Source organism: Caulobacter sp. (genome assembly GCF_049283275.1).
Classification (GTDB): Bacteria; Pseudomonadota; Alphaproteobacteria; order Caulobacterales; family Caulobacteraceae; genus Caulobacter.
In genome coordinates this window covers 1-21,155 of record NZ_JBAPVS010000161.1, presented here as the reverse complement: position 1 = coordinate 21,155, position 21,155 = coordinate 1, and the positions used below count along the sequence as shown (strand labels likewise).

The window sequence follows — 21,155 nt, the reverse complement described above, 5'->3', positions numbered from 1 at the left end:
CGCTCTCGTGAAGAGAGCATGGAAAAGCAGGCCGAACGTCAGCGAATTTCGATAATCCACCATGAGCCTAGAAAAGGCTTCCGGCAAGTGAATTCGTGAATCGAACTGAATCGCGAATAGTCATGGACCCCAAGCGCCGCCTTGAACGTTACGCTATTTCTCTCGCGCTGTTGCGGGAATTGCTGAGTTTCGAGGACTGCACCATGACCCTGATCGAGCGGATTCCTCTGCTGAACGACCAGGAGCTGGTTACGCTTCTGGCCAACGCCCGGCGCCTGGATATCGTGGGCACTCCGGCCCAGCGCAGCGGCGCGGCCGAGGTTCTGCCCGTGCTCGAACTTGAAGCCTCCAAACGTCGCGCCGTGGTCCTGGAAGCGGCCACCAAGAAGCGCAGCGCGACCGCCGCGACTCGACGCAAGACCGCTTCCCCGGTCGACGGAACCGACGGTGGAACGGTCGAAGCGGCCTAAAGGCGCCGGCCACACCGCAAAGACGCCTTGCCTCCGTCATTGTTGATAGTCATTCTCAACAACGACGGAGCGCTTCGGAGGCGATCAATGGTGTTTCTGACGGCAGGGGCCGGCTGGCTGGCCCTGATGATGCGGGCGGAACGGACGCGAGCGGGTCACGACGCGCTGGGCGCCGAGTGGCTGCTGCCCGGCCACTTTGATCCCTACGACATCGAGGACGACGAGGCGCCGCTGCTGGCGGCGGAGTAGGGCTTTCGCCGGGATGAGTGGAGGTGAAGGCTTAACCCAGCGCCTTGCGGGCCGCTTCCCAGTACTGCGCGCCGGTGATCAGGGTCACCACGGCGGCCAGCCACAGCAGGGCGTGGGTGACGTAGGTGGCTGGAGCCACCACCGAGGGCTCGGTCGGCAGGCCGAAGGCGGCCCACGACACCAGGATCATCTCGGCCCCGATCGCCACCAGCTGCAGGGTGGTCTTCCACTTGGCCAGCACGGTGACGGGCAGCTTGATCCCCTTGCCCGCCCCGACCTCGCGCAGGGCGCTGACGGCGAATTCGCGGAACAGGATCAGGCCCGAGGGCAGGATCACCAGCGGGTTGGGGCCCAGGGCCATCAGGCCCAAAAGGGCGCCGCAGACCAGGATCTTGTCGCCGATCGGGTCGAGGATCGCGCCCCAGATGCTGACCGCGTCCAGCTTGCGGGCCAGCCAGCCGTCGAAGAAGTCGGTCACCGCCGCCACCACGAAGGCCCAGAACGCCCAGCGCTGCAGCGACATCTGCTGCTCGCCCGTGAGGTTCTCGCTCAGCCACGGCACGCCGCCGGCCGCCGCGGCCAGAGCCACGAACATGAACAGCGCGATGACGAGGCGCGAGGCGGTCAGGATGTTGGGCAGGTTCTTCATGGCGGAGGTTCTAACGCATGAAGGGCGCGAAGGGCTATGGGGGCGAACCCCACCACAATCCGATCCAGCTGTTCCCGCGCTCCGAGCCGTCATCCTGGGCCTTGCGCCGGGGATGACGCGTGGGAGGATGAAGGTAATTCCGTTCTCAAGTTCGGCGTCGGGGGAACGAAAGCCATCGTCCGGCACATGAAAGCACTGTTTTCAGGGTCGTTTCTCTCCGCATCCGGTTGACGTCGCGCCTTCCGCCCGCCAAGCCATGGCCAAGTTCTTCGAGGGCGCTATGGCCAACTCAACCGATCCAACCGCGACCAATTCCAACCGCCGGGTGCTGACCGCCAGCCTCGTCGGCACGGCGGTGGAGTTCTACGACTTCTACATCTACGCCACGGCCGCCTCGCTGGTGTTCGGCCAGCTGTTCTTCCCGTCCAAGTCCGCCAGCCTGCAGCAGATGGCGGCCTTCGCCAGCCTGGGCGTGGCGTTCCTGGCCCGGCCGCTCGGCGCGGTGGCCTTCGGTCACTTCGGGGATCGGGTCGGCCGCAAGTCGACCCTGGTGGCCTCGCTGGTGCTGATGGGCGGATCGACCCTGGCCATCGCCTTCCTGCCCACCTACGCCATGGCCGGCTGGCTGGCTCCGACCCTGCTGTGCCTGCTGCGGTTCGGACAGGGCTTCGGCCTGGGCGGCGAGTGGGGCGGGGCCGCGCTGCTGGCGGTGGAGAACGCTCCTCCGGGATGGCGCGCGCGGTTCGGCATGTTCCCGCAGCTGGGCGCGCCGGTGGGCTTCATCGCCGCCAACGGCCTGTTCCTGATCCTGGGCCTGATCCTGACGCCCGAGCAGTTCCTGGCCTGGGGCTGGCGCCTGCCGTTCCTGGGCAGCGTCGTGCTGGTCGGGGTGGGATTGTGGATCCGCCTGAAGCTGACCGAGACCCCGGCCTTCGCCGCCGCCATCGCCCACGAGGCGCCCCCCGCCGTGCCGCTGGGCGAGCTGCTGCGCCACCACTGGAAGGCCACCCTGTGCGGGACCCTGGCGGCCATCTGCTGCTTCGCCGTCTACTACATGATGACCGCTTTCGCGCTGGGCTACGGCGCCAAGGACCTCGCCTACGGCCGCACGGCCATGCTGAGCGCCCAGCTGATCGCCATCCTGTTCATGGCCGCCGGCATCGTCGCCGCCGGCTACTGGGCCGACGCCACCAGTCCGCGCCGGGTGCTGATGGCCGGCTGCGCCATGACCGTCGGGATCGGCGCCCTTCTGCCGCTGATGATGGTCGCCGGCTCGCTGCCGACCATCGGCCTGTTCCTGGCCCTGGGCCTGCTGGTCATGGGCTTCGTCTACGGACCGCTGGGCGCCTTCCTGCCCGACCTGTTCCCGGCCCGGGTGCGCTACACCGGCGCCTCGACCGCCTTCAATGTCGGCGGCATCCTGGGCGGCGGCCTGGCGCCGATGATCGCCCAGTACCTGGCCGACCGGGGCGGGCTGGTCCCGGTGGGTCTGTACCTGGCGGCGGCGGCGGCGCTGAGCTTCGGGGGGCTGCTGGCGGTGAAGCCGAAGGCTTCCTAGGCCCGCTCATAGCGGCCAACGCTTGCCCCCACCTGACCGCTTCGCGGTCTGTCCGCCCCCAGAGGGGGCGGAGCCTTCGTGCGCAGGCTCTTCCCCCTCTGGGGGAAGACGGTCGCGTAGCGACCCGTAGGGGGCAAGTGTTCACCTCACGAACGCTTGTTTGCCTCCGCCCCCCATCCGCGCCACTCTGCCTTCCAACGACAAGATCTCGGGAGGCGACCCTCATGAACCCCGCAGCGGACTTCGACGTCATCGTCCACGGGGCGACCGGCTTCACCGGCCGGCTCGTCGCCGAGCACTTCGCCAGGCATCACCCCGAGGTCCGCTGGGCGATGTCGGGCCGTAACGCCGACAAGCTGGCCGCCGTGCGCGACGAGATCGGCGCCCGGATGGGCGTTTCCTTGGCCGACACCCCGCTGATCGTCGCCGACGCCGACAGCCCGGCCTCGCTGGCCCGGATGGTCGCGCAGACCAAGGCGGTTGTGACCACGGTCGGCCCCTACCAGCTCTACGGCTCGGACCTGGTCGCCGCCTGCGCCGAGGCGGGAACCGACTATCTGGACCTGTGCGGCGAGCCGGCCTGGATGCGCCAGATGATCGACGCCCACGAGCGCGCGGCCCAGGACAGCGGGGCGCGGATCGTCTTTTCCTGCGGCTTCGACTCCATCCCGTTCGAGCTGGGCGTCTGGTGCGTGCAGCAGGAAGCCGTCAAGCGGTTCGGCGGCCCCGTGGCCCGCGTGAAGGGCCGGGTGCGGGCCATGCGCGGCACGTTCTCGGGCGGCACGGCGGCCAGCCTGAAGGCCACCCTGGCCGCGGCGGCCCGCGACCCGCAGATCCTGGACTATCTGAAGGACCCGTTCGCCCTGACCCCCGACTTCGCCGGTCCCAAGCAGCCGCACGGCGCGGCCGTGGCGTTCGACGAGGACCTGGGTTCGTGGACCGCGCCGTTTGTGATGGCGGCGATCAACACCCGCAACGTCCACCGCTCCAACTGGCTGATGGACCAGCCGTACGGCGCCGATTTCGTCTATGACGAGATGATCCTGACCGGGCCCGGCGAGGCCGGCGAGGCCGCCGCCAAGGCCGTCGGCGCGGCTAATGCGTCGATGGGCGCCGAGGGCGGTCCCAAGCCCGGCGAAGGACCCAGCCTGGCCGAGCGCGAGGCCGGCTTCTACGACGTGCTGTTCGTCGGCCTGACCGACGACGGCCGCCAGGTCCGGGCCAGCGTCAAGGGCGACAAGGATCCCGGCTACGGCTCGACCAGCAAGATGATCGCCGAAACGGCCCTGTGCCTGATCGACACGCCCGAGGTGGCGGGCGGCGTCTGGACGCCCGGCGCGGCGCTGCGGGGCAAGCTGGTCGAGCGGTTGCAGGCCAAGGCGGGGCTGGCGTTCGCCGTGGAGTAGCGATGGACGCCCGCGCGATTTGACAATCGGTCCAAGCTATTTGTCTGATGAAAGGCGCGTGGAGAGTCCGCCCGCCTCGAAGACGACACCACTCGGAGCGAAAGTCTCATGCGCAAACGGCTCGCGGCCGCCGTGCTGGCGCTTGGCCTTCTCGCTTCGGCGGGAGCCGAGGCGCAGGACGGAGCCTTTCCCGTCACGATCACGGTCGACGCCGCGCGGACCAAGGACCCGGCCAAGCCGGTCTGGCGGTTCTTCGGCGCGGACGAGCCGAACTACGCGACGATGAAGGACGGGCGCACGACCCTGGCGACGCTGGGGAGCCTCGCCCCCGACCAGGTCTATTTCCGGACGCACAATCTGCTGACCTCGGGCGACGGCACGCCGGCGCTCAAATGGGGCTCGACCAACGTCTACACCGAGGACGCCCAGGGACGGCCGGTCTATGACTGGACGATCGTCGACCGCATCTTCGACACCTATCGCGCCCGCGGCGTGAAGCCCTATGTCGAGATCGGGTTCATGCCCGAGGCGCTGTCGACCCGCCCCCAGCCCTACCAGCATGAGTTCCGCCCCGGCAGCGGGGCGTTGCGCACGGGCTGGGCCTATCCGCCCAAGGACTACGGCAAGTGGGAGGAGCTGGTCTATCAATGGGTGCGCCATTGCGTCGACCGCTATGGCCGGGCCGAAGTCGCCAGCTGGTATTTCCAGACCTGGAATGAGCCCAATCTCCCGCAATACTATTGGGGCGGAACCCAGGCGGAGTTCTTCCGCCTGCACGACACGGCCATCAAGGGCGTGCGCCGCGCGCTGCCGGAGGCCCGGGTCGGCGGACCCGACATCGCGGGCGCCGGCGACACCTACATGACCGCCTTCATGAACCACGCCAAGGCGGCTGGAACGCCCGTCGACTTCCTGTCCTTCCATGCGAAGGGCAGCCCGAAATTCGTGGAGGAGGGCGGCGGAGGCCATGTTCGCATGGGCGTGGCCGCGCATCTGAAGGCGGCCGATCACGAGTTCGCCCAGATCGCCGCCGATCCGGCGTTCCGCGACAAGCCCATCATCATCGGCGAGTCCGATCCGGAAGGCTGCGCGGCCTGTCAGGGGCCCGCCAACGCCTATCGCAACGGGACCATGTATTCGTCCTATACGGCCGCTTCGTTCCCGCGGATCCAGGCCCTGGCCCAACGGCGCGCGCTCAATCTGGAGGGCGTGCTGACCTGGGCGTTCGAGTTCGAGGACCAGCCCTATTTCGCCGGCTTCCGGCAGCTGACCTCGGCGGGCGTCGACCTGCCGGTCATGAATGTCTTCAAGCTGTTCTCCAAGATGTCCGGAACCTACGTCGCCGCCGTCTCCGATCACCAAATCGCGCTCGACGACATGATGCGCGACGGCGTGCGCGGCGCCGGCGACGTCGGAAGCGTGGCGACGCGGGACGGCGACAGGCTGTCGATCCTGGTCTGGCACTATCACGACGACGATCTGGCCGGCCCGGACGCCCGGGTGCGCCTTGATCTGGCGCACCTGCCCAAGGCGTTCGCCCGTGGCGCGCGGCTGGTCCACTACCGCGTCGATCGCGACCATTCCAACAGCTATGCGGCCTGGTTGGCGATGGGTTCGCCGATCGCGCCTTCGGACGCTCAGCGCAAGACCTTGATCGAGGCCTCGCGGCTGGCTTCGCTCGATCCGGAGGCTCCATCGATCCCGGTGGCGCGCGGCGCGGCGCGACTGGATTTCGTGCTGCCGCGTCAGGGCGTCTCGCTGCTGGTGCTCACGCCGAACTGATCCTCCGTTCCGCCACGGGGGGAGGGCCTGGCTAGCTCTTGCGGAAGAACGCGTGGATGCGTTCGGCCAGCGGCTGGCTGACGCCGTCCACCTTCATCAGGTCCTCGACCCCCGCCCGGCTCACGCCCTTGGCCGAGCCGAACGCATTCAGCAGGGCCCTCTTGCGCCCAGGACCCACCCCCTCGATCTCGTCGAGCGGGTTCTTCTTCAGGTCCATCGAGCGGCGGGTGCGGTGGGCCCCGATCGCGAAGCGGTGGGCCTCGTCGCGCAGGCGTTGCAGGTAATAGAGCACCGGCGACTTGGGCTCGAGCATGAACGGCGTCTTGTCCGGCATGAAGAACCGCTCCAGGCCGGCGTCGCGGTCCGGTCCCTTGGCGACGCCCACCACGGCGATGTCGTCGACGCCCAGGTCGGCCATCACCTCCAGCGCCGCGTCCAGTTGGCCCTTGCCGCCGTCGACCAGCACCAGGTCGGGGCGGTTGTCGCTGTCGCCCTCTTCCTCTTCCTTCACAAGGCGAGCAAAGCGGCGCTTCAGCACCTCCTTCATCATCCCGTAGTCGTCGCCGGGCGTCAGCTCGGTCGAGCGGATGTTGAACTTGCGGTACTGGCCCTTCATGAAGCCCTCGGGCCCGGCCACGATCATGCCGCCCACGGCGTTCGTCCCCTGGATGTGGCTGTTGTCGTAGACCTCGATCCGCTCGGGCGGGGCCTCCAGGCCGAACGCCTCGCAGACCCCGGCCAACAGCTTGGTCTGGGCCGAGCCCTCGGCCATCTTGCGGCCCAGGGCTTCGCGGGCGTTGGTCAGGGCGTGGCCCACCAGGTCGGCCTTCTCGCCGCGCCTGGGCGTGCTGATCTCGACCTTGCGGCCGCTTTTCAGGCAGAAGGCCTCGGCCAGCAGATCCCGGTCGGCGGGCTCCAGATTGGTCAGGATCAGGCGCGGGATCGGCTTGTCGTCGTAGAACTGGCCGAGGAAGGCGGTCATGATCCGCTGGTTCTCGGTGGCGGTGTCGTCCTCGTCCTCGGCGTTGCCGGTCACCCGCGGGAAATAGGCGCGGTTGCCCCAGTTCTGGCCGGCCCGGAAGAAGAACACCTGCACGCAGGCTTGGCCGCCCTCGACGTGCAGGGCCACGACGTCGGCCTCTTCGACCGTCTCGGGATTGATCTGGCTTTCCTGGGCCACCGAGGCCAGGGCGCGGATGCGGTCGCGCAGGCGGGCGGCGCGCTCGAACTCCAGGTCCTCGGCCGCCGCTTCCATCTGTTGGGCGATCAGCGCCATGACCGCGCGGGACTTCCCTCTCAAGAAAGCCTCGGCCTGGTCGACCAGGGCCTGGTAGTCGTCCTTGCCGATCAGCCCGGTGCAGGGGGCGGCGCAGCGCTTGATCTGGTGCAGCATGCAGGGCCGCGAGCGGGTGTCGTAGACGCTGTCGCTGCACGAGCGGAGGAGGAACGCCTTCTGCAGGGTGTTGAGCGTGCGGTTGACCGCCCCGGCGCTGGCGAACGGCCCGAAATAGTCGCCCTTGATCGTATGAGCGCCGCGATGCTTGCGCAGTTGGGGCGCGTCGTGATCGCGGCGGATGACGATCTCGGGGAAGCTCTTGTCGTCGCGCAGCAGCACGTTGAAGCGGGGCTTGAGCTGCTTGATCAGGTTGATCTCGAGCAGCAGGGCGTCGGCTTCGGTGCGGGTGGTGACGAATTCCATCGACCGCGTGGCGTCGACCATGTGGGCGATGCGATTGGTGTGGAAGCGGCCCTGGGCGTACTGGACGACCCGCTTCTTCAGGCTCTTGGCCTTGCCGACGTAGAGGACTTCCTCGTTCTCGCCGATCATCCGGTAGACGCCCGGCGCGTCGGGCAGGCGCGAGACCTCGTCCTTGATCAGGGCGGCGCCCTTCAGGGCGTTGGCGGGGGAGATGTCGGTCGTCGCGTCGTTCACGGGCGACATATAGGCGAGTCTGAGCGGTTCAGCGACGTTCGAGGCTGTGGCGGATGCGCACGATGACGACTTCGCCACGCTCCACTCGGTATTGCAGGACGTAACCATGAGCGCCGAACGGGATATAAAGCTCGCGCATCCCATGGCTCTTGCGCCGACCGCGATCTGAATGCTCGGCAAGCGAGCCGGCGACTTCCAAGATGACATCAATGGCGCGATCAGCCGCCGAGGGCGCTCGGTTCAGCAGCCAGCGACGCAACTTGATCAGATCGCGTCTGGCGCGCGGGCCGAGTTCAACGGATCTCATCCCCGGGCTTTGATCCTTGGTTCCGGCGGCGGCAGTTCGTCATCGCTGTCCCAGGAGGCTACCCAGCGTTTGACATCCTCCAGCGGAATGCCGCCTTCGCGCAGGATCTCGTCGGCTTCGGTGCGCAGCTCGCGCCAGTAGGCGTCGTTGTCGGTATAGCCCCAGTCCTCGTCGGACATCACATGTAGGGCGTCGATCGCATAGCCCTCGATATCCCTGCCTTCCGCCTCGGCGGACAGCTTGAGCCGCTCGGCGAGTTCGGCGGGAATGGTGAGGGTTATGGACATGTTCCCATGATGTTCCATTCCCCGTTTGTCGTCAACGTGGCGGGGCTGTATGACCCGCTCCATGACCACGCGCCCGCTCTTCGTCACGCCGCTCTACGAAGCCAGTCTCGCCGGCGAGAAGGGCTTCGAGGCCTTCATCGACGACCTGCACGACGCCTGCATCGCCGTGGCCGAAGACGACGAGGCGGGTCAGGCCTGGGCCGAGAAGAAGGGCTATCTGGGCTACACGTCCTACGCCTCGCTGGACGATCTGGCCCAGCGCGACAGCCTGTTCGCCGACCTGAAGAAGAAGCTCGACAAGCACGCGGCGGCCTTCGCCAAGGACCTCCGCTTCGACTTGGCCGGCGGCAAGCTGGTGATGGACAGTTTCTGGATCAACATCCTGGAGCCGGGCGGCCAGCACACCGGCCACATCCATCCCCACAGCGTCATCTCAGGCACGGTCTATGTGACCATCCCGCCGGGCGCCTCGGCCCTGAAATTCGAGGATCCGCGCCTGCCGATGATGATGGCCGCCCCGACCCGCCAGGCCGACGCGCCCGAGGGGCTGCAACCCTTCGTCTATGTCCAGCCCGAGCCGGGTTCGATCCTGATGTGGGAAAGCTGGCTGCGCCACGAGGTGACGCCGAACCAGGCCGAGGAACAGCGGATCAGCGTCAGCTTCAACTACGCCTGGCGGTAGGAGAGCGGGCATGGCGGAGCCGGTCGCATCGGAAGCCAAGGTCGAGGCCCGCGGGCTGCACTGCGTCGCCGACTGCGGGTTCATCCCGTCTCCCGGTGTCGAGACCTATGCTCTGATCCCGGCGACAGGGCTGGTCGTCGCGGTGGTCTTGATCGCCCTGCGTCGGTTCAAGCGGCGCAAGCGCGCTCGGCCCTCGGACGATTGAAACCTCCGCCGCGCCGATGGGTTCTCTCTGGAACGCAGGAGACGCGGCCATGCCCCACGCCCAGACCCCCGACCATTCCGGCGCGGCGATCACGATGCAGAAGGTCCAACCGTTCGGCGAGAACGACCTGGTCCTGACCACGACCGCCACGGACCTGGACGGCCGCATCGCCGACCGCCACAGCGCCTATCACGACAACCTCTCGCCGCCGCTGATCTGGACCCAGGTCGAGGGCGCGGCGGCCTATGCGATCATCGTCGAGGACCCCGACGCCCCGCGCGACCAGCCCTTCGTCCACTGGCTGATCTGGAACATTCCCGGCGAGGCGACCAGCCTGCCCGAGGGTCTGCCGAACGACGCCAGCCTGGGCCTGATCGGCGGCGCGACCCAGGGGACCAACGACAGCGGCACGGTCGGTTATTTCGGCCCACGCCCGCCGGTCGGCCATGGCGTGCACCACTATCACTTCCAGATCTTCGCCCTGGCCGAGCGTCTGCCGTTCGACGCCAGGACGCCGCTCGCCGATCTGGTCAATGCGCTGAAGGGCGACGCCCTGGCGTCGGACGACCTGATCGTCACCTACGAGGCGGCGGGGGCGTAGTCCCGTTCGGCGGGGGCGGCCTCGGCCACCTCCGTCGCCGGCCGGGCGCGCCAGTGGCGGTCCAGGCAGAAGGCGGCGATCGCCAGCCACAGCACCCCAAGGAAGGCGTGGCCGCGTTGCCACAGGCCCACGTCGTTGCCGGTCCGCACGTTCCATACCCCGGTCAGCAGGGCCAGGATCAGCAGCAGGAAGAAGAACCAGCCCAGCGAGAAGCGCGCCAGGCGGCGGTGCTCGGGCTTGCCCCACAGGGCCCAGGCGGTGAACAGCGGGGCGAACTGGATGGCCAGACCCACGCCGCAGGCGCGGTGCATCGGGTCGGGCCAATGGAACAGGCCGGCGAACAGCGCCCCCAGGCCGGTCATCGCCACCCACAGCCCCGCGAAGGCGGCGACCCGGCGGCGACCGCCGGCATGCTCCAGGGCGTGGGCGAAGCCGGCCCCGGCCGCCATGCCCGCCAGGCCGGCCAGGACCATGCCGATGTTGAAGACCAGCGGATTGGGCGCCTTGGGTCCGCCGAGTTCACTGATGAACTGGGCCCCGGCGTCGAAGCCCGGGAACAGGTGCTGGGCCAGCAGGACGTCGGCCACCATGACCGCGGGCACGACCAGGCCGATCCTCAGCAGGTTTCCAACGCTTATCACTCGTCCCGTCTCCGGCTGATCGACGGGTACAGATCGCGCCGCGCGAGGGCGGGGTCAAGGCGGGATGAGGTGATGTGGCGGTCGGACGCCCCCTCCGTCGGCTTCGCCGCCACCTCCCCCGTTGCACGGGGGAGGAGAGGCTGACCCGCATCCTCCTCACCCGCGAAGCGGGGAGGTGGCGCGATGCGAATACGCATCGTGACGGAGGGGGCGTAAAACGCCGCCCAGGCCCCTACTTCTTGCCGAACAGGTTGCCGAAGAAGTCGCCCTTGTTCCAGGCCGGACGGGCCGGCATGTCGGCCAGCTCGCGGGCGATCTGGTAGTTGACCAGGGCGAAGCGGGCCCCGGCCTGGTAGTTGATCGGCTGGTTCAGGTCGTCGTTGGGCTTGTGGTAGTGGGTGGCCAGGAAGTCCTTGAAGGCCTTCTCGCCGCCGTTCTTGAAGCCGGTCATCAGGAACACCGACGGCACGCCCTGCTCGACGAAGCGGTAGTGGTCCGAGCGGGTGAACAGGCCTTCTTCCGGCAACGGGTCGCCCGACAGGCCGATGCCGACGCGGCCGGCGGCGCGGGCCACGGCCGGACCGATCGACGAGCGGTCGGCGCCGAAGGCGATGACGTCCTGGAAGTCGTACAGCAGGACCGGCATGTCCAGATTGACGTCGGCGGCGATGCCGGCCTTCGGCACGGTCGGGTTGTTGGCGAAATAGTCCGAGCCGATCAGGCCCTTCTCCTCGGCGGTGACCGCCAGCAGCACGATCGAGCGCTTGGGCTTGGTCTTGGCTTCCTTGAAGCCGCGGGCCACCTCCAGCATCGTGGCGATGCCCGAGGCGTTGTCCAGCGCGCCGTTGTTGATCTTGTCGGCGTCCTTGCCGTGGATGCCCAGGTGGTCGAGGTGGGCGGAGAGGATGATCGTCTGGGCCTTCAGCGTCGGGTCGGAGCCTTCGATCAGGCCGACCACGTTGCTGCTCTTGCGCTTCTCGATCTCGGTCTTCAGCTGGACGGTGACATTGGTCGGCAGGTCGAAGCCCTTGACCAGGCCTTCCGGCGTCTCGGCCGCGGCCAGCACGCTGTCCAGCGTGGTCGGCGCGCCCGCGAACAGCTTGGCGCCGCCCTTCAGGCTCAAAGAGGCCAGGCCCGGCGCCTCGGCCCCGCGCACATTGGCCACGCCCTGGGCGTCGCTCCAGGTCATCCGCCATTCCTGGTAGTTGCCGATCCCGCGCGCGAACGGCCGGGTCTTCTCGCTGGCGTTGGTCGGCAGGGTCAGCACGCCGACCGCGCCGCGCTTGGCGGCTTCGACGCGCTTGGTGTTGGCGTTGCCGTAATGGGCGCGGATCTCGGTCTGGAAGCCGCTGGGGGCGCCGTTCAGCAGGACGACGATCTTGCCCTTCACGTCCAGGCCGGCGTAGTCGTCGCGGCCGCGTTCCGGGGCGACCAGGCCGTAGCCCACGAAGACCAGCGGGGCGGTGATCGAGGTCTCGGCCTGGCGGGCCTGGGCCGAGGGCAGATAGTCCTCGCCGAAGGTCAGGGCGCCCGACTTGCCGTCGGCGCCGGTGTAGGACACCCCGCCCTCGCTGGCCGAGCGGAAGGCCGTCAAGGGCACCTGCTGCAGATAGGAGCCCTTGTCGCCGGCCGGCTTGACGCCCATCACCGCATACTGCGAGGCCACGTAGTTGGCGGCGATGTCATAGCCGCGCGTGCCGGACTCGCGGCCTTCCAGCAGATCGTCGGCCAGGAAGCTCATATGCGCCTTGATGGCGGCCGCCGACGGCGTGAAGGCGGGCGCGGCGGCCTTGCCAATGGGCTTGGTTGGGGCGGGCTTGGCTTTGGCGGCGGGCGCGGCGAGGGCGGGCTGGACGGTCAGCAGCAGGGCGACGCCGGCGAGGGCGGCGCGACGGGAAAACGACATCAGGCGGGCTCCAAGTGCGGGCCGAGCCCGGGAAGGGGCGAACCTTGGTCAGGCCAAGGCGGCTTGTCGAGGTTTCCGAGCCTGAATGTTTTGTAATCTTCCTGGAAAAGTCAGTTGAAGTAACACGTTATCCCTGGCGCGAGGCGCGTTCACCATCTTTGATGAGCCGTGTTTAAGGGTTTGGGACGAGGTTGGCCGCGACCTCAGAGGAAGACGCCGTGCAGATCGCCGCCGACCGCTCCAGCGCCAACATCCAGCGCCCGTCCGCCCCGGTTCCGCCCCAGAGCGCCCCGTCGGTCGACCTCACCCAACTGGCGGTGGCCCAGACCAACGCCAAGATGACCGCCGCGGCCGGCGCGGCCCTCGGCCAGGCGACCGGCGAGTTGACCGGCGTCCTCGTCAGCATCAGCGTCTAGGCGCGTCCGAGGCTTCCAGGTCGGCAGGCGTCGACGTCGGCGCCGGCCTTTGCATCAGACCCAGCGGTTTACCGTGTAACTTCACCCTTTCGGGTGAGCCCCGATTAACCCGCGCGTCCCAGATTGGCCCGGCAATCAGGGAGATGGTCGTGCAGGTCCTCGACACCGCCGCCGCCGGCATGTTCGCCGCCGCCGATCGATTCAACGCCAGCGCTCGGCGCACCGTCGCCTGGAGCGTCGAACAGGGTCAGGCCGAGCAGAAGGTCGACCTGGCCCACGAGGCCGTCGAGCAGATCTCGGCCAAGACCGATTTCGAAGCCAACGCCGCCGTCATCAAGACCGCGGACGAGATGACGGGCGCCCTCCTGGACATGAAGGTCTAGGACCCGGTCAACACCGGAACGTCCCGGCGCCAGCCGGCCCGAGCCCATCCGCATTCCCCCCTGCGCGGGTTCGGACCCGCCGCCCTCCGGTCTCGCCGGGGGGCGGCCCCACCTATTGCGCCTTCTGAGCCCCCGGGGCCGGCTTCCAGCCGCCCGCCCGGGCCTTGGCCTCGCCCGCCGCGTCGAGGGGCGCGCCCACGATCATCGCATCAACGACGGCCAGAACGGCCGGCGATGTCTGCGAAGCCGTCATCGGGTCGGGACGGTCCGGGCTGACGGCCCGCACGCGCCAGCCGCCCGCCTCCCTGCAGGCGACGCCCGCCAGGGGCGAGCGGCCCGAGGCCCGGAAAGCACGGCAATAGGCGCCCGACGCGGTCTGGAACGACAGATTGATGCGGATCGGACCGGCGCTCGGGCCGGAGGCCTGGGTGTTCAAGGCCCGCGCCAGCGGTCCGGCGGCGATCGGGGTTGGATCGTCCGCCCCGCTCAGGGTGACCGGCGGGGGCGCGGCCAGGCGGCCGATCGCCAAACCGATGATCAGACAGGCGGCCGGACCGAGCCACGCGGGAAAGCCCCGGCCCGACGCGCCGGCCGGTGGCTTTGGCTCGCGCGGCTTGGCCTTGTCCTTGGCTTTCGCCTTGGCCTTGGCGCCGGGGAAGGCGATCACCTCGGCCGGCTTGGACGTGGGCGGCGGCTGGGCGGCGACCGCCGCGCCCGAAACCTTGGGCGGCGCCTCCCGCACGATCCCGGCATGGGCGCCCGACAGCAGGCGGCGCAGCGCCCTTTGGGTCTCGACCCGAAGCGCCAACTGCGGATCGGTGGTCATGGCCGCCTCGATCCGGGCCATGGCCTCGGGCGGCAGCTCGCCGTCGACAAAGGCGAAGACCTCTTCGTCCGGGACGGTCATGGCGAAAGCTCCTTGGTCTCTTGGCGCACTCTAGACGCCAGGCGGGCCGGTCGCCAGTTCGTCGCTCGCCAGTTCGTCGGTCGAGCCCGGATGTTTCCCGGTCTGCGCGTCACGGTCGGAAACAAAAACGCCCGCCTCGGCTGACCGAGGCGGGCGTCGATGTTCGTGGGATCCAGAACCCCTAGGAGTCCAGGAAGCTGCGCAGCTTGCGCGACCGCGAGGGGTGCTTGAGCTTGCGCAGGGCCTTGGCCTCGATCTGGCGGATCCGTTCGCGGGTCACCGAGAACTGCTGGCCGACCTCTTCCAGGGTGTGGTCGGTGTTCATGCCGATGCCGAAGCGCATCCGCAGAACCCGCTCTTCCCGAGGCGTCAGCGAGGCCAGCACGCGGGTGGTGGTTTCCCGCAGGTTGGACTGGATGGCCGCGTCGATCGGCAGGATGGCGTTCTTGTCCTCGATGAAGTCGCCCAGGTGGCTGTCTTCCTCGTCGCCGATCGGGGTTTCGAGGCTGATCGGCTCCTTGGCGATCTTCAGGACCTTGCGCACCTTCTCCAGCGGCATGGCCAGCTTTTCCGACAGCTCTTCCGGGGTCGGCTCGCGGCCGATCTCGTGCAGCATCTGGCGGCTGGTGCGGACGATCTTGTTGATCGTCTCGATCATGTGCACCGGGATGCGGATGGTCCGCGCCTGGTCGGCGATCGAGCGGGTGATGGCCTGACGGATCCACCAGGTGGCGTAGGTCGAGAACTTGTAGCCGCGACGATATTCGAACTTATCGACGGCCTTCATCAGGCCGATGTTGCCCTCCTGGATCAGATCCAGGAACTGCAGGCCGCGGTTGGTGTACTTCTTGGCGATCGAGATCACGAGACGGAGGTTGGCTTCCACCATCTCCTTCTTGGCCTGACGGGCTTCGCGCTCGCCCTTCTGGACGGTCTGGACGATGCGGCGATAGTCGTCGATCGGCACGCCGGTCTCGGTGGCCAGGGCCGCGATCTCCTGACGGATGTCGCCGACCGAGTTGGTGTCGTTCTCGACGAACTTGGTCCAGCGCACGCCCATGGCCTTGACCTGGTCGATCCAGTTCGGGTTCAGCTCCGAACCGAAATAGGCCTTCAGGAACTCGCTGCGGCTGATGCCGTAGCTGTCTGCCAGGCGCAGCAGGCGGCCTTCCAGACCGATCAGGCGCTTGTTGATCGCATACAGCTGCTCGACCAGCGCCTCGATGCGGTTGTTGTTCAGCTTCAGCGTCTTGAGGTGCTGAATGATGGTGTTGGACAGGCCTTCATAGGCCTTGCGGTCCGCATCACTCAGGTCCGCGCCCTTCAGGCGGCTGCCGACCAGCTTGTCCTGCAGCTTGCGGAAGGTCTCGAACTCGCTGGCGATCGCGTCGAGGATGGCCATCACGCCTTCGCGCAACTCGCCTTCCATGGCGCTGACCGTGGGGCCGGCGCCGTCGTCGAAGTCGTCGTCGTCCTCTTCGCCCTCGGCCTTGACCTCGCCGGCGACTTCCTCGTCGGCCGGCTCAGCCGGCTCCTCTTCGGCGGCGGGCGCGGCGGCCACGCCGTTGATCGCGGCGTAGGTGCCTTCCAGGTCGATCACTTCGCGCAGCAGGATGCGGCCGGTGCCCAGCTCTTCGCGCCAGACCATGATCGCTTCGAAGGTCAGGGCGCTTTCGCACAGACCGCGGATCATGGTGTCGCGGCCGGCCTCGATGCGCTTGGCGATGGCGATTTCGCCCTCGCGCGACAGCAGCTCCACCGAACCCATTTCGCGCAGGTACATGCGCACGGGATCGTCCGTGCGGTCATAGGCCGCCGGCTTGTCGCTGGTGATGACCTGCTGGTTGTCCTCGCGGGCGACGACCTCGCCGCCTTCGGAGGCTTCGGCGTCTTCTTCGGCCTCGACCACGTTGACGCCCATCTCGCTCAGCATGGCGAGGGTGTCTTCGATGGCTTCGGAGGTCACTTCCTCCGACGGCAGGACCTTGTTCAGCTCGTCCATCGTGACGTAGCCGCGCGCCTTGGCCTGCTTGATGAACTTCTTGACGCCGGCGTCGGTCAGATCGAGCAGGGGACCGTCGCCGCCGGTGGTTTCCGGGGCTTCCGTCTCGGCCGAGGAATTGGTGCTCATTCAAGTCTCCGAAACGACGCGGCGCCGAAACGTGGCGCGCGTCGAGAAATGTATGTGATGGGCCGCCCGCACATCGCGCCCTGTCGTCCGGTCAAGTTTGCCAGCGAACCGTTGAAAAAATTCTCAAGATAAACGCCTGACACACGCCGAAGAGCCATAGGCTAACGCTCCGCGAGCTAAGCTCCTGCGGAGGCGTTGTTTTCGCGCGCGATCAGCGTCGAACCTCGAGGGGTTTTCGGCAGCCACTGGGACCTGGCGGCGGCGAGGGTGACATCCTGTTTCAAGGAGGGCGCGCGCATCAGAATGGCGGCCCGAGCGATGTCAATCAGCAGCGTGGCAAATCCTTGAGTCGCCAGATGGCGTTGCATGACGCCAGAGTCAAGATGGCGCGGGTCCATTTGATCCATCCCACCCCTCAAGTTCGTCATTCCCGCCCTTGTGGCGGGAACCCCTCTCTCCGCCGCAAGGGCGGGGGTGTGGCGCGCCAGCGCGCCAAGGCGTCTCACCGTCAGTTGCACCAGGGGTTCCCGCCACAAGGGCGGGAATGACGGTTGAAAGGGTGATGAACGGGTCGTCTAGGTGATCTTGACCGTTGTCGCCTGAGCTTCCCAGAACTCCAGCCCGCTGATCTGGCGCTCCAGCACGCCGATCCGGGTGCGCAGGTCGCGCGTGGCGGCCAGGGTGCCGGCGGTGACGGCTTCGTGGCGCAGGGCCGCCAGAGCGCGTTCGCTGTCGCTGATCTCGATCAAGGCCTCGTAGCACGCGGACCACAGCGCCCGGGCCCCGTGGGCGTCCATCTTCGGGTCGAGGAACGGCGCGCCGATCCCCGAAGCCACGCGCTCGGCCTCGGCCAACTGCGGGCCCAGGCCTTTGCGGGTCAGGATGTCGCGGAACGGGACCTCGTCGCTGATCTCGTCGGCCAGGGCCTCGAACAGCTCGATCGCCAAGGGGGCCAGGCGCGGGTCGCCGAAGCCGATGCGCTCGATCGCCTCGTCATAGGGCCGGGCCCAGGCGGGGTGACGCAGGGCGGCCACGGCCACGGCGGCGTGGAAGGGGTTGAGGCGTGTGGCGATCTCGGCCCGGGCGACGCCTCGGATGCCCGGATCGGGCGGGCCTCGATCGCGTCCGCCTTTCCACTGGCCGCGCGGGACGAAGGGCCGGCCGCCATAACCGCCGCCGTCCTGTCCGCCGCCGAAGGCGGGCTTGGGAAACAGCGCGTTCAGCTTGGCGTAGAGGTCGTCGCGATAGGCGGCCGCCAGGTCCTTGTCGGCGATGGTTCCGGCCGCGGCGCGCAGGCGCTGCTTGAGGCCGGCCTTGCGCTCGGGGGTGTCCAGCGGCTCCAGGTCGCGCTCGCGATTGAACAGCGCCTCGACGAAGGGCGTGGTCTGGGTCAGCTGGCTCTTCAGGGCCGCCGCGCCCTGTTCGCGCAGCACGTCGTCGGGGTCCTTGCCGCCGACCACCATCGAGAACTTGAACGAGCGGCCGGGTTTCAGCAGCGGCAGGGCACGGTCGATGGCCCGGGCGGCGGCGCGCTGTCCGGCCTTGTCGCCGTCGAAGCTGAGGGTGGGTTCGGGATGCAGGCGCCACAGCACCTCCATCTGCTCCTCGGTCATGGCCGTGCCCATCGGCGCCACGGCCGGCAGGCCCGCCCGCTGGCAGGCGATGACGTCCATATAGCCTTCCACCACCAGCATCGGCGTCTGCTCGGTCGGGGCGGCGGCCTGGGCCGCGTGCAGCAGCTTGCGGGCCTCGTAAAGGCCGTACAGCAGCCGGCCCTTGTGGAAGAGCGTGGTCTCCGGCCCGTTCAGGTACTTGGCGCGGGCGGCGGGATCCATCGCCCGGCCGCCGAACGAGACGACCCGGCCCCGGGTGTCGGTGATCGGGAAGATGATCCGGTCGCGGAACCGGTCATAGGGCGCGCCGCCGTCCTCGGGCGCGATCAGCAGGCCGGCGTCGACCAGCTCGGGCGGCTTAGCGCCCTTGGCGATCAGATAGTCCTTCAGCGCCGTGCGGCCGTTCGGCGCAAAGCCGATGCGGAAGCGGCTCCACTGGTCCTCGGGCAGGGCGCGGCGGGCCAGGTAGTCGCGGGCCGCCTGGCCGACGGGACGGCGCAGCTCGCTCTCGAACCAGGCGGCGGCGGTCTCCATCCAGTCGGTCAGGGTGGAGCGCTTCTTGTCCTCCTGGGCGGCGCGGGCGTCGGGTTCGGGCAGGGTCATGCCCGCCTCGGCCGCCAGCCGCTCCACCGCCTCGGTGAAGGTCAGCCGTTCGGTCTCCTGCAGGTAGGAGATGATGTCGCCGTGCTTGCCGCTGGAGAAGCAGTGATAGAAGCCCTTGTCGTCGTTGACGAAGAACGACGGGCTCTTTTCCTTGGTGAACGGCGAGAGCCCGGCATATTCGCGCCCCTGCCGCCGCAGCTTCACCGACTTTCCGATCACGTCGGAAGGGCGAAGACGGGTCTTCAGTTCGTCAAGGAAGTGGTCGTCGAAACGCATGGGTGGAGTGGGGCTTCAGAACGCGGACGCGGCGGCTTGATGCCGCGCCGGTGTGTCAATCTTGGTCGCAGGCTTCCGAGATGAGCGCCAGCGGTGGTCTAGGTCGTCCCCACCTTGCTCACAGCTTTGGGGGCGCAGGTGTGGACGATTTCGATCCCGGCAAGGCTCTCATGAGTCTCAAGCGGCGGCCAAAAACCGCATCCGCACCTTCGGCCACAGCATGTTGACCGCCAGCCCGGTCAGCACCAGGGCGGCGGCCGCCAGTTTCCACAGCGGCAGGCTCTCGTGCAGCAGGAGGGCCGAGGCGCCCATGCCGAACACCGGCACCAGCAAGGCCATGGGCGTCACGGTGGCGGCCGGGTGGCGCGCCAGCAGCCAGCCCCAGGCGGCGTAGCCGAACATGGTGTTGCCCACCGCCTGCCAGACCACAGCGGCCCAGGTCAGGGCGTCGGCGTTTCTGACGCCGGCGAGCATGGCCGGCCAGCCCTCCAGCCACAGCGACATCAAAAACAGCGGCGGGATCGAGAACAGGCTGGCCCAGACGACGTAGGCCAGCATGTTCACCGTGCCGGCCTGGCGGGCGACGATATTGCCGCCGGCCCAGCTGGCGGCGGCCAGCAGGATCAGCAGCACGCCCAGGGGCGTGGCCGCCCCGCCGCCGTGCGCGGCGATCAGCACGATGCCCGAGGCGGCCAGCAGCAGGGCCACGATCTGGAACGGCTGCACCTTCTCGCCGCTGATCTTCATGGCCATGCCGATGGTGAAGAAGACCTGGGTCTGCACGACCAGCGAGGCCAGCCCCGGCGAGATGTGGCCCTTCATGGCCACGAACAGCAGGCCGAACTGGCCCGCCCCGATCAGCACGCCATAGGCCGCCAGGTTGGTCCACGGAACCTGCGGCCGCTTGACGAAGAACACCACCGGCAGCAGCACCAGGGTGAAGCGCAGGGTGGCGAACAGCAGCGGCGGCAGATGGTCCAACGCCACGCGGATCACGACGAAGTTGGTGCCCCACACCGCCACCACGGCCAGGGCGAGCAGGAAGTGGCGCAGCGGCAGGGACATCGGCGGGCTCCGGAGGGCTCCGCCGTATCTAGGCGTTTCCGCCAAGCGGCGCCATGCCCCGCGCCGCGACCGCCAGGCCCGGGAAGTCGCTGAACACGCCGTCGACGCCGGCCGCGTACAGGGCCTTGAACACCGCGGCCACCTCGCCCGGCTGGGCCAGGTAGTCGGCGGCGGCGGCGTCGCCGCGGCGCAGGGACGACGGCAGGAAGTAGTTCTCGGCCCGCACGGTCCAGGGGTGGACGACCAGGCCGGCGGCGTGGGCGTCCTTCACCAGGGTGGTGGCCGGCAGCAGCTTGTCGGCGTCCTGCGGGACGATCTGGGTCTTCTCAGGGCCCAGGCCGTCGGCGTAGAGCGCCACGTCCTTCAGGCCCGAGGGGCTGGTCAGCTGGGCGTAGGTGACGTTGGGCAGGTCGGGCGGGCCGCCCTCGCCGGCGGTCAGCAAGACCAGGCGCGCCTTGGTCTTGGCGCGCAGGGTCTTCAGCGGCGTGACCTCGAAGCACTGGACGAAGACCGGGGCGGTGGCCGAGTCCAGGTCGTTCTTCTTGAGCAGGGCGACCAGTCGATCCTCGACCGGAAGGCCGATGCTCGCGAAGTAGCTGGGGTGCTTCATCTCGGGATAGACGCCGATGGTCCGCCCCGTGCGCCGGCTGCCCGCCCTGGCGATGGCGACCACTTCGTCGAAGGTCAGCAGCTGGGCCTGGCCGTCATACTTCGTGTTGCCTGGACGCAGCTGCGGCAGCCGTTCGCGGGCCCGCAGGGTCTTGATCTCCGCCAGGGTGAAGTCCTCGGTGAACCAGCCGGTGATCTGTTGGCCGTCAATGGTCTTGGTGGCCTTGCGGCCGGCGAATTCGGACCGCGAGCCGACGTCCGTCGTGCCGCCGATCTCGTTCTCGTGGCGGGCGATCAGGTGGCCGTCCTTGGTCGGGACCAGGTCGGGCTCGATGAAGTCGCAGCCCTGGTCGATGGCCAGGTCGTAGGCCAGAGCCGTGTGCTCCGGCCGCAGGCCCGAGGCGCCCCGGTGGGCGATGACGATCGGCCGGCGCGGGGCGCGGGCGAAGCCCGGGCCGGGGCTCAGGGTCGCCGCC

Annotated in this window: 22 protein-coding genes; 10 read left to right on the top strand and 12 right to left on the bottom strand. The window is 68.5% G+C overall.

Annotated features, from left to right (window positions below):
* Nucleotides 1-122 precede the first annotated feature (122 nt).
* Together WAL33_RS08780 and WAL33_RS08775 are read left to right on the top strand one after the other, a co-directional pair.
* Nucleotides 123-470, top strand: coding sequence for a hypothetical protein (locus WAL33_RS08780; protein ID WP_422180498.1), 348 nt, complete (start codon nucleotides 123-125; stop codon nucleotides 468-470).
* An 87-nt stretch (nucleotides 471-557) separates the two neighbouring features.
* On the top strand, nucleotides 558-719 hold the full coding sequence (locus WAL33_RS08775; RefSeq protein WP_422180496.1) for a hypothetical protein: 162 nt from the start codon (nucleotides 558-560) through the stop codon (nucleotides 717-719).
* 31 nt (nucleotides 720-750) lie between these two features.
* On the opposite strand, the gene pgsA is transcribed toward WAL33_RS08775, so the two are convergent.
* Nucleotides 751-1,368 carry a CDP-diacylglycerol--glycerol-3-phosphate 3-phosphatidyltransferase gene (gene pgsA / locus WAL33_RS08770; protein ID WP_422180494.1) on the bottom strand — a complete coding sequence of 206 codons (618 nt, stop codon included), beginning with the start codon at nucleotides 1,366-1,368 and terminating at the stop codon, nucleotides 751-753.
* A gap of 280 nt (nucleotides 1,369-1,648) precedes the next feature.
* On the opposite strand from pgsA, the gene WAL33_RS08765 reads away from it, so the two are divergent.
* The 3 genes from WAL33_RS08765 (at nucleotide 1,649) to WAL33_RS08755 (ending at nucleotide 6,114) form a co-directional block, all read left to right on the top strand.
* Complete coding sequence (locus tag WAL33_RS08765) at nucleotides 1,649-2,926, top strand: MFS transporter (protein ID WP_422180492.1); 1,278 nt, start codon at nucleotides 1,649-1,651, stop codon at nucleotides 2,924-2,926.
* A 224-nt stretch (nucleotides 2,927-3,150) separates the two neighbouring features.
* Complete coding sequence (locus WAL33_RS08760) at nucleotides 3,151-4,332, top strand: saccharopine dehydrogenase family protein (protein ID WP_422180490.1); 1,182 nt, start codon at nucleotides 3,151-3,153, stop codon at nucleotides 4,330-4,332.
* 108 nt (nucleotides 4,333-4,440) lie between these two features.
* Nucleotides 4,441-6,114, top strand: coding sequence for a GH39 family glycosyl hydrolase (locus WAL33_RS08755; protein ID WP_422180489.1), 1,674 nt, complete (start codon nucleotides 4,441-4,443; stop codon nucleotides 6,112-6,114).
* A 31-nt stretch (nucleotides 6,115-6,145) separates the two neighbouring features.
* On the opposite strand, the gene uvrC is transcribed toward WAL33_RS08755, so the two are convergent.
* The 3 genes from uvrC to WAL33_RS08740 are packed head-to-tail and all read right to left on the bottom strand — an operon-like array spanning nucleotide 6,146 to nucleotide 8,641.
* Nucleotides 6,146-8,056: an excinuclease ABC subunit UvrC gene (gene uvrC / locus WAL33_RS08750; RefSeq protein WP_422180487.1), complete on the bottom strand. Its 1,911-nt coding sequence runs from the start codon at nucleotides 8,054-8,056 to the stop codon at nucleotides 6,146-6,148.
* Nucleotides 8,057-8,075: 19 nt separating this feature from the next.
* Nucleotides 8,076-8,354: a type II toxin-antitoxin system RelE/ParE family toxin gene (locus tag WAL33_RS08745; RefSeq protein WP_422180485.1), complete on the bottom strand. Its 279-nt coding sequence runs from the start codon at nucleotides 8,352-8,354 to the stop codon at nucleotides 8,076-8,078.
* The gene (locus WAL33_RS08740; RefSeq protein WP_422180483.1) at nucleotides 8,351-8,641 is read right to left on the bottom strand and encodes an antitoxin; all 291 of its coding nucleotides are present in this window, start codon (nucleotides 8,639-8,641) and stop codon (nucleotides 8,351-8,353) included. Before WAL33_RS08740 ends, WAL33_RS08745 begins: the two co-directional genes overlap by 4 nt.
* A 61-nt stretch (nucleotides 8,642-8,702) precedes the next feature.
* On the opposite strand from WAL33_RS08740, the gene WAL33_RS08735 reads away from it, so the two are divergent.
* From WAL33_RS08735 to WAL33_RS08725, 3 genes are read left to right on the top strand one after another with little or no spacing between them, the layout of a single operon-like run.
* A complete protein-coding gene (locus WAL33_RS08735; RefSeq protein ID WP_422180481.1) occupies nucleotides 8,703-9,323 on the top strand; it encodes a TIGR02466 family protein in 621 nt (206 codons plus the stop codon).
* Nucleotides 9,324-9,333: 10 nt separating this feature from the next.
* Nucleotides 9,334-9,528, top strand: coding sequence for a hypothetical protein (locus WAL33_RS08730; protein WP_422180479.1), 195 nt, complete (start codon nucleotides 9,334-9,336; stop codon nucleotides 9,526-9,528).
* A 49-nt stretch (nucleotides 9,529-9,577) separates the two neighbouring features.
* Nucleotides 9,578-10,129: a YbhB/YbcL family Raf kinase inhibitor-like protein gene (locus WAL33_RS08725; protein WP_422180477.1), complete on the top strand. Its 552-nt coding sequence runs from the start codon at nucleotides 9,578-9,580 to the stop codon at nucleotides 10,127-10,129.
* Here WAL33_RS08725 and WAL33_RS08720 read toward each other — a convergent pair.
* Together WAL33_RS08720 and WAL33_RS08715 are read right to left on the bottom strand one after the other, a co-directional pair.
* On the bottom strand, nucleotides 10,108-10,770 hold the full coding sequence (locus WAL33_RS08720) for a DUF998 domain-containing protein (protein WP_422180475.1): 663 nt from the start codon (nucleotides 10,768-10,770) through the stop codon (nucleotides 10,108-10,110). The genes WAL33_RS08725 and WAL33_RS08720 overlap by 22 nt on opposite strands.
* A 232-nt stretch (nucleotides 10,771-11,002) precedes the next feature.
* Nucleotides 11,003-12,676, bottom strand: coding sequence for a M20/M25/M40 family metallo-hydrolase (locus WAL33_RS08715; protein WP_422180473.1), 1,674 nt, complete (start codon nucleotides 12,674-12,676; stop codon nucleotides 11,003-11,005).
* 218 nt (nucleotides 12,677-12,894) lie between these two features.
* Between WAL33_RS08715 and WAL33_RS08710 the strand changes: the two genes are divergently transcribed.
* Both WAL33_RS08710 and WAL33_RS08705 read left to right on the top strand, forming a co-directional pair.
* Nucleotides 12,895-13,092, top strand: coding sequence for a hypothetical protein (locus WAL33_RS08710; protein WP_422180471.1), 198 nt, complete (start codon nucleotides 12,895-12,897; stop codon nucleotides 13,090-13,092).
* 143 nt (nucleotides 13,093-13,235) lie between these two features.
* Nucleotides 13,236-13,475 (top strand): flagellar basal body rod C-terminal domain-containing protein, encoded by a 240-nt coding sequence (locus tag WAL33_RS08705; protein ID WP_422180469.1) that lies wholly within the window; start codon nucleotides 13,236-13,238, stop codon nucleotides 13,473-13,475.
* 112 nt (nucleotides 13,476-13,587) lie between these two features.
* Here WAL33_RS08705 and WAL33_RS08700 read toward each other — a convergent pair whose 3' ends face one another.
* The 6 genes from WAL33_RS08700 to WAL33_RS08675 all read right to left on the bottom strand — a co-directional run.
* The gene (locus WAL33_RS08700) at nucleotides 13,588-14,382 is read right to left on the bottom strand and encodes an anti-sigma factor family protein (protein ID WP_422180467.1); all 795 of its coding nucleotides are present in this window, start codon (nucleotides 14,380-14,382) and stop codon (nucleotides 13,588-13,590) included.
* A gap of 181 nt (nucleotides 14,383-14,563) precedes the next feature.
* On the bottom strand, nucleotides 14,564-16,513 hold the full coding sequence (gene rpoD, locus WAL33_RS08695; protein ID WP_422180465.1) for an RNA polymerase sigma factor RpoD: 1,950 nt from the start codon (nucleotides 16,511-16,513) through the stop codon (nucleotides 14,564-14,566).
* Between the two features lie 176 nt (nucleotides 16,514-16,689).
* The gene (locus tag WAL33_RS08690; RefSeq protein WP_422180463.1) at nucleotides 16,690-16,911 is read right to left on the bottom strand and encodes a hypothetical protein; all 222 of its coding nucleotides are present in this window, start codon (nucleotides 16,909-16,911) and stop codon (nucleotides 16,690-16,692) included.
* Between the two features lie 177 nt (nucleotides 16,912-17,088).
* Entirely contained in the window at nucleotides 17,089-19,005 is a 1,917-nt protein-coding gene (gene dnaG, locus WAL33_RS08685) for a DNA primase (protein WP_422180461.1), read from the bottom strand.
* Nucleotides 19,006-19,182: 177 nt separating this feature from the next.
* A complete protein-coding gene (locus tag WAL33_RS08680; protein ID WP_422180459.1) occupies nucleotides 19,183-20,070 on the bottom strand; it encodes an EamA family transporter in 888 nt (295 codons plus the stop codon).
* A gap of 28 nt (nucleotides 20,071-20,098) precedes the next feature.
* The coding region (locus WAL33_RS08675; RefSeq protein ID WP_422180457.1) for a glycerophosphodiester phosphodiesterase at nucleotides 20,099-21,155 on the bottom strand (1,057 nt) is incomplete at its 5' end.

Excerpts from the sequence above, each read along its gene's own strand:
- WAL33_RS08735 (WP_422180481.1), top strand. The coding sequence starts at position 8,703 with ATGACCACGCGCCCGCTCTTCGTCACGCCGCTCTACGAAGCCAGTCTC.
- WAL33_RS08725 (WP_422180477.1), top strand. The coding sequence starts at position 9,578 with ATGCCCCACGCCCAGACCCCCGACCATTCCGGCGCGGCGATCACGATG.
- WAL33_RS08760 (WP_422180490.1), top strand. The coding sequence starts at position 3,151 with ATGAACCCCGCAGCGGACTTCGACGTCATCGTCCACGGGGCGACCGGC.
- WAL33_RS08765 (WP_422180492.1), top strand. The coding sequence starts at position 1,649 with ATGGCCAACTCAACCGATCCAACCGCGACCAATTCCAACCGCCGGGTG.
- WAL33_RS08740 (WP_422180483.1), bottom strand. The coding sequence starts at position 8,641 with ATGTCCATAACCCTCACCATTCCCGCCGAACTCGCCGAGCGGCTCAAG.
- WAL33_RS08680 (WP_422180459.1), bottom strand. The coding sequence starts at position 20,070 with ATGTCCCTGCCGCTGCGCCACTTCCTGCTCGCCCTGGCCGTGGTGGCG.
- dnaG (WP_422180461.1), bottom strand. The coding sequence starts at position 19,005 with ATGCGTTTCGACGACCACTTCCTTGACGAACTGAAGACCCGTCTTCGC.
- WAL33_RS08780 (WP_422180498.1), top strand. The coding sequence starts at position 123 with ATGGACCCCAAGCGCCGCCTTGAACGTTACGCTATTTCTCTCGCGCTG.
- WAL33_RS08745 (WP_422180485.1), bottom strand. The coding sequence starts at position 8,354 with ATGAGATCCGTTGAACTCGGCCCGCGCGCCAGACGCGATCTGATCAAG.
- rpoD (WP_422180465.1), bottom strand. The coding sequence starts at position 16,513 with ATGAGCACCAATTCCTCGGCCGAGACGGAAGCCCCGGAAACCACCGGC.
- WAL33_RS08730 (WP_422180479.1), top strand. The coding sequence starts at position 9,334 with ATGGCGGAGCCGGTCGCATCGGAAGCCAAGGTCGAGGCCCGCGGGCTG.
- WAL33_RS08690 (WP_422180463.1), bottom strand. The coding sequence starts at position 16,911 with ATGGACCCGCGCCATCTTGACTCTGGCGTCATGCAACGCCATCTGGCG.
- WAL33_RS08715 (WP_422180473.1), bottom strand. The coding sequence starts at position 12,676 with ATGTCGTTTTCCCGTCGCGCCGCCCTCGCCGGCGTCGCCCTGCTGCTG.
- WAL33_RS08700 (WP_422180467.1), bottom strand. The coding sequence starts at position 14,382 with ATGACCGTCCCGGACGAAGAGGTCTTCGCCTTTGTCGACGGCGAGCTG.
- uvrC (WP_422180487.1), bottom strand. The coding sequence starts at position 8,056 with ATGTCGCCCGTGAACGACGCGACGACCGACATCTCCCCCGCCAACGCC.
- WAL33_RS08705 (WP_422180469.1), top strand. The coding sequence starts at position 13,236 with ATGGTCGTGCAGGTCCTCGACACCGCCGCCGCCGGCATGTTCGCCGCC.
- WAL33_RS08775 (WP_422180496.1), top strand. The coding sequence starts at position 558 with ATGGTGTTTCTGACGGCAGGGGCCGGCTGGCTGGCCCTGATGATGCGG.
- WAL33_RS08755 (WP_422180489.1), top strand. The coding sequence starts at position 4,441 with ATGCGCAAACGGCTCGCGGCCGCCGTGCTGGCGCTTGGCCTTCTCGCT.
- pgsA (WP_422180494.1), bottom strand. The coding sequence starts at position 1,368 with ATGAAGAACCTGCCCAACATCCTGACCGCCTCGCGCCTCGTCATCGCG.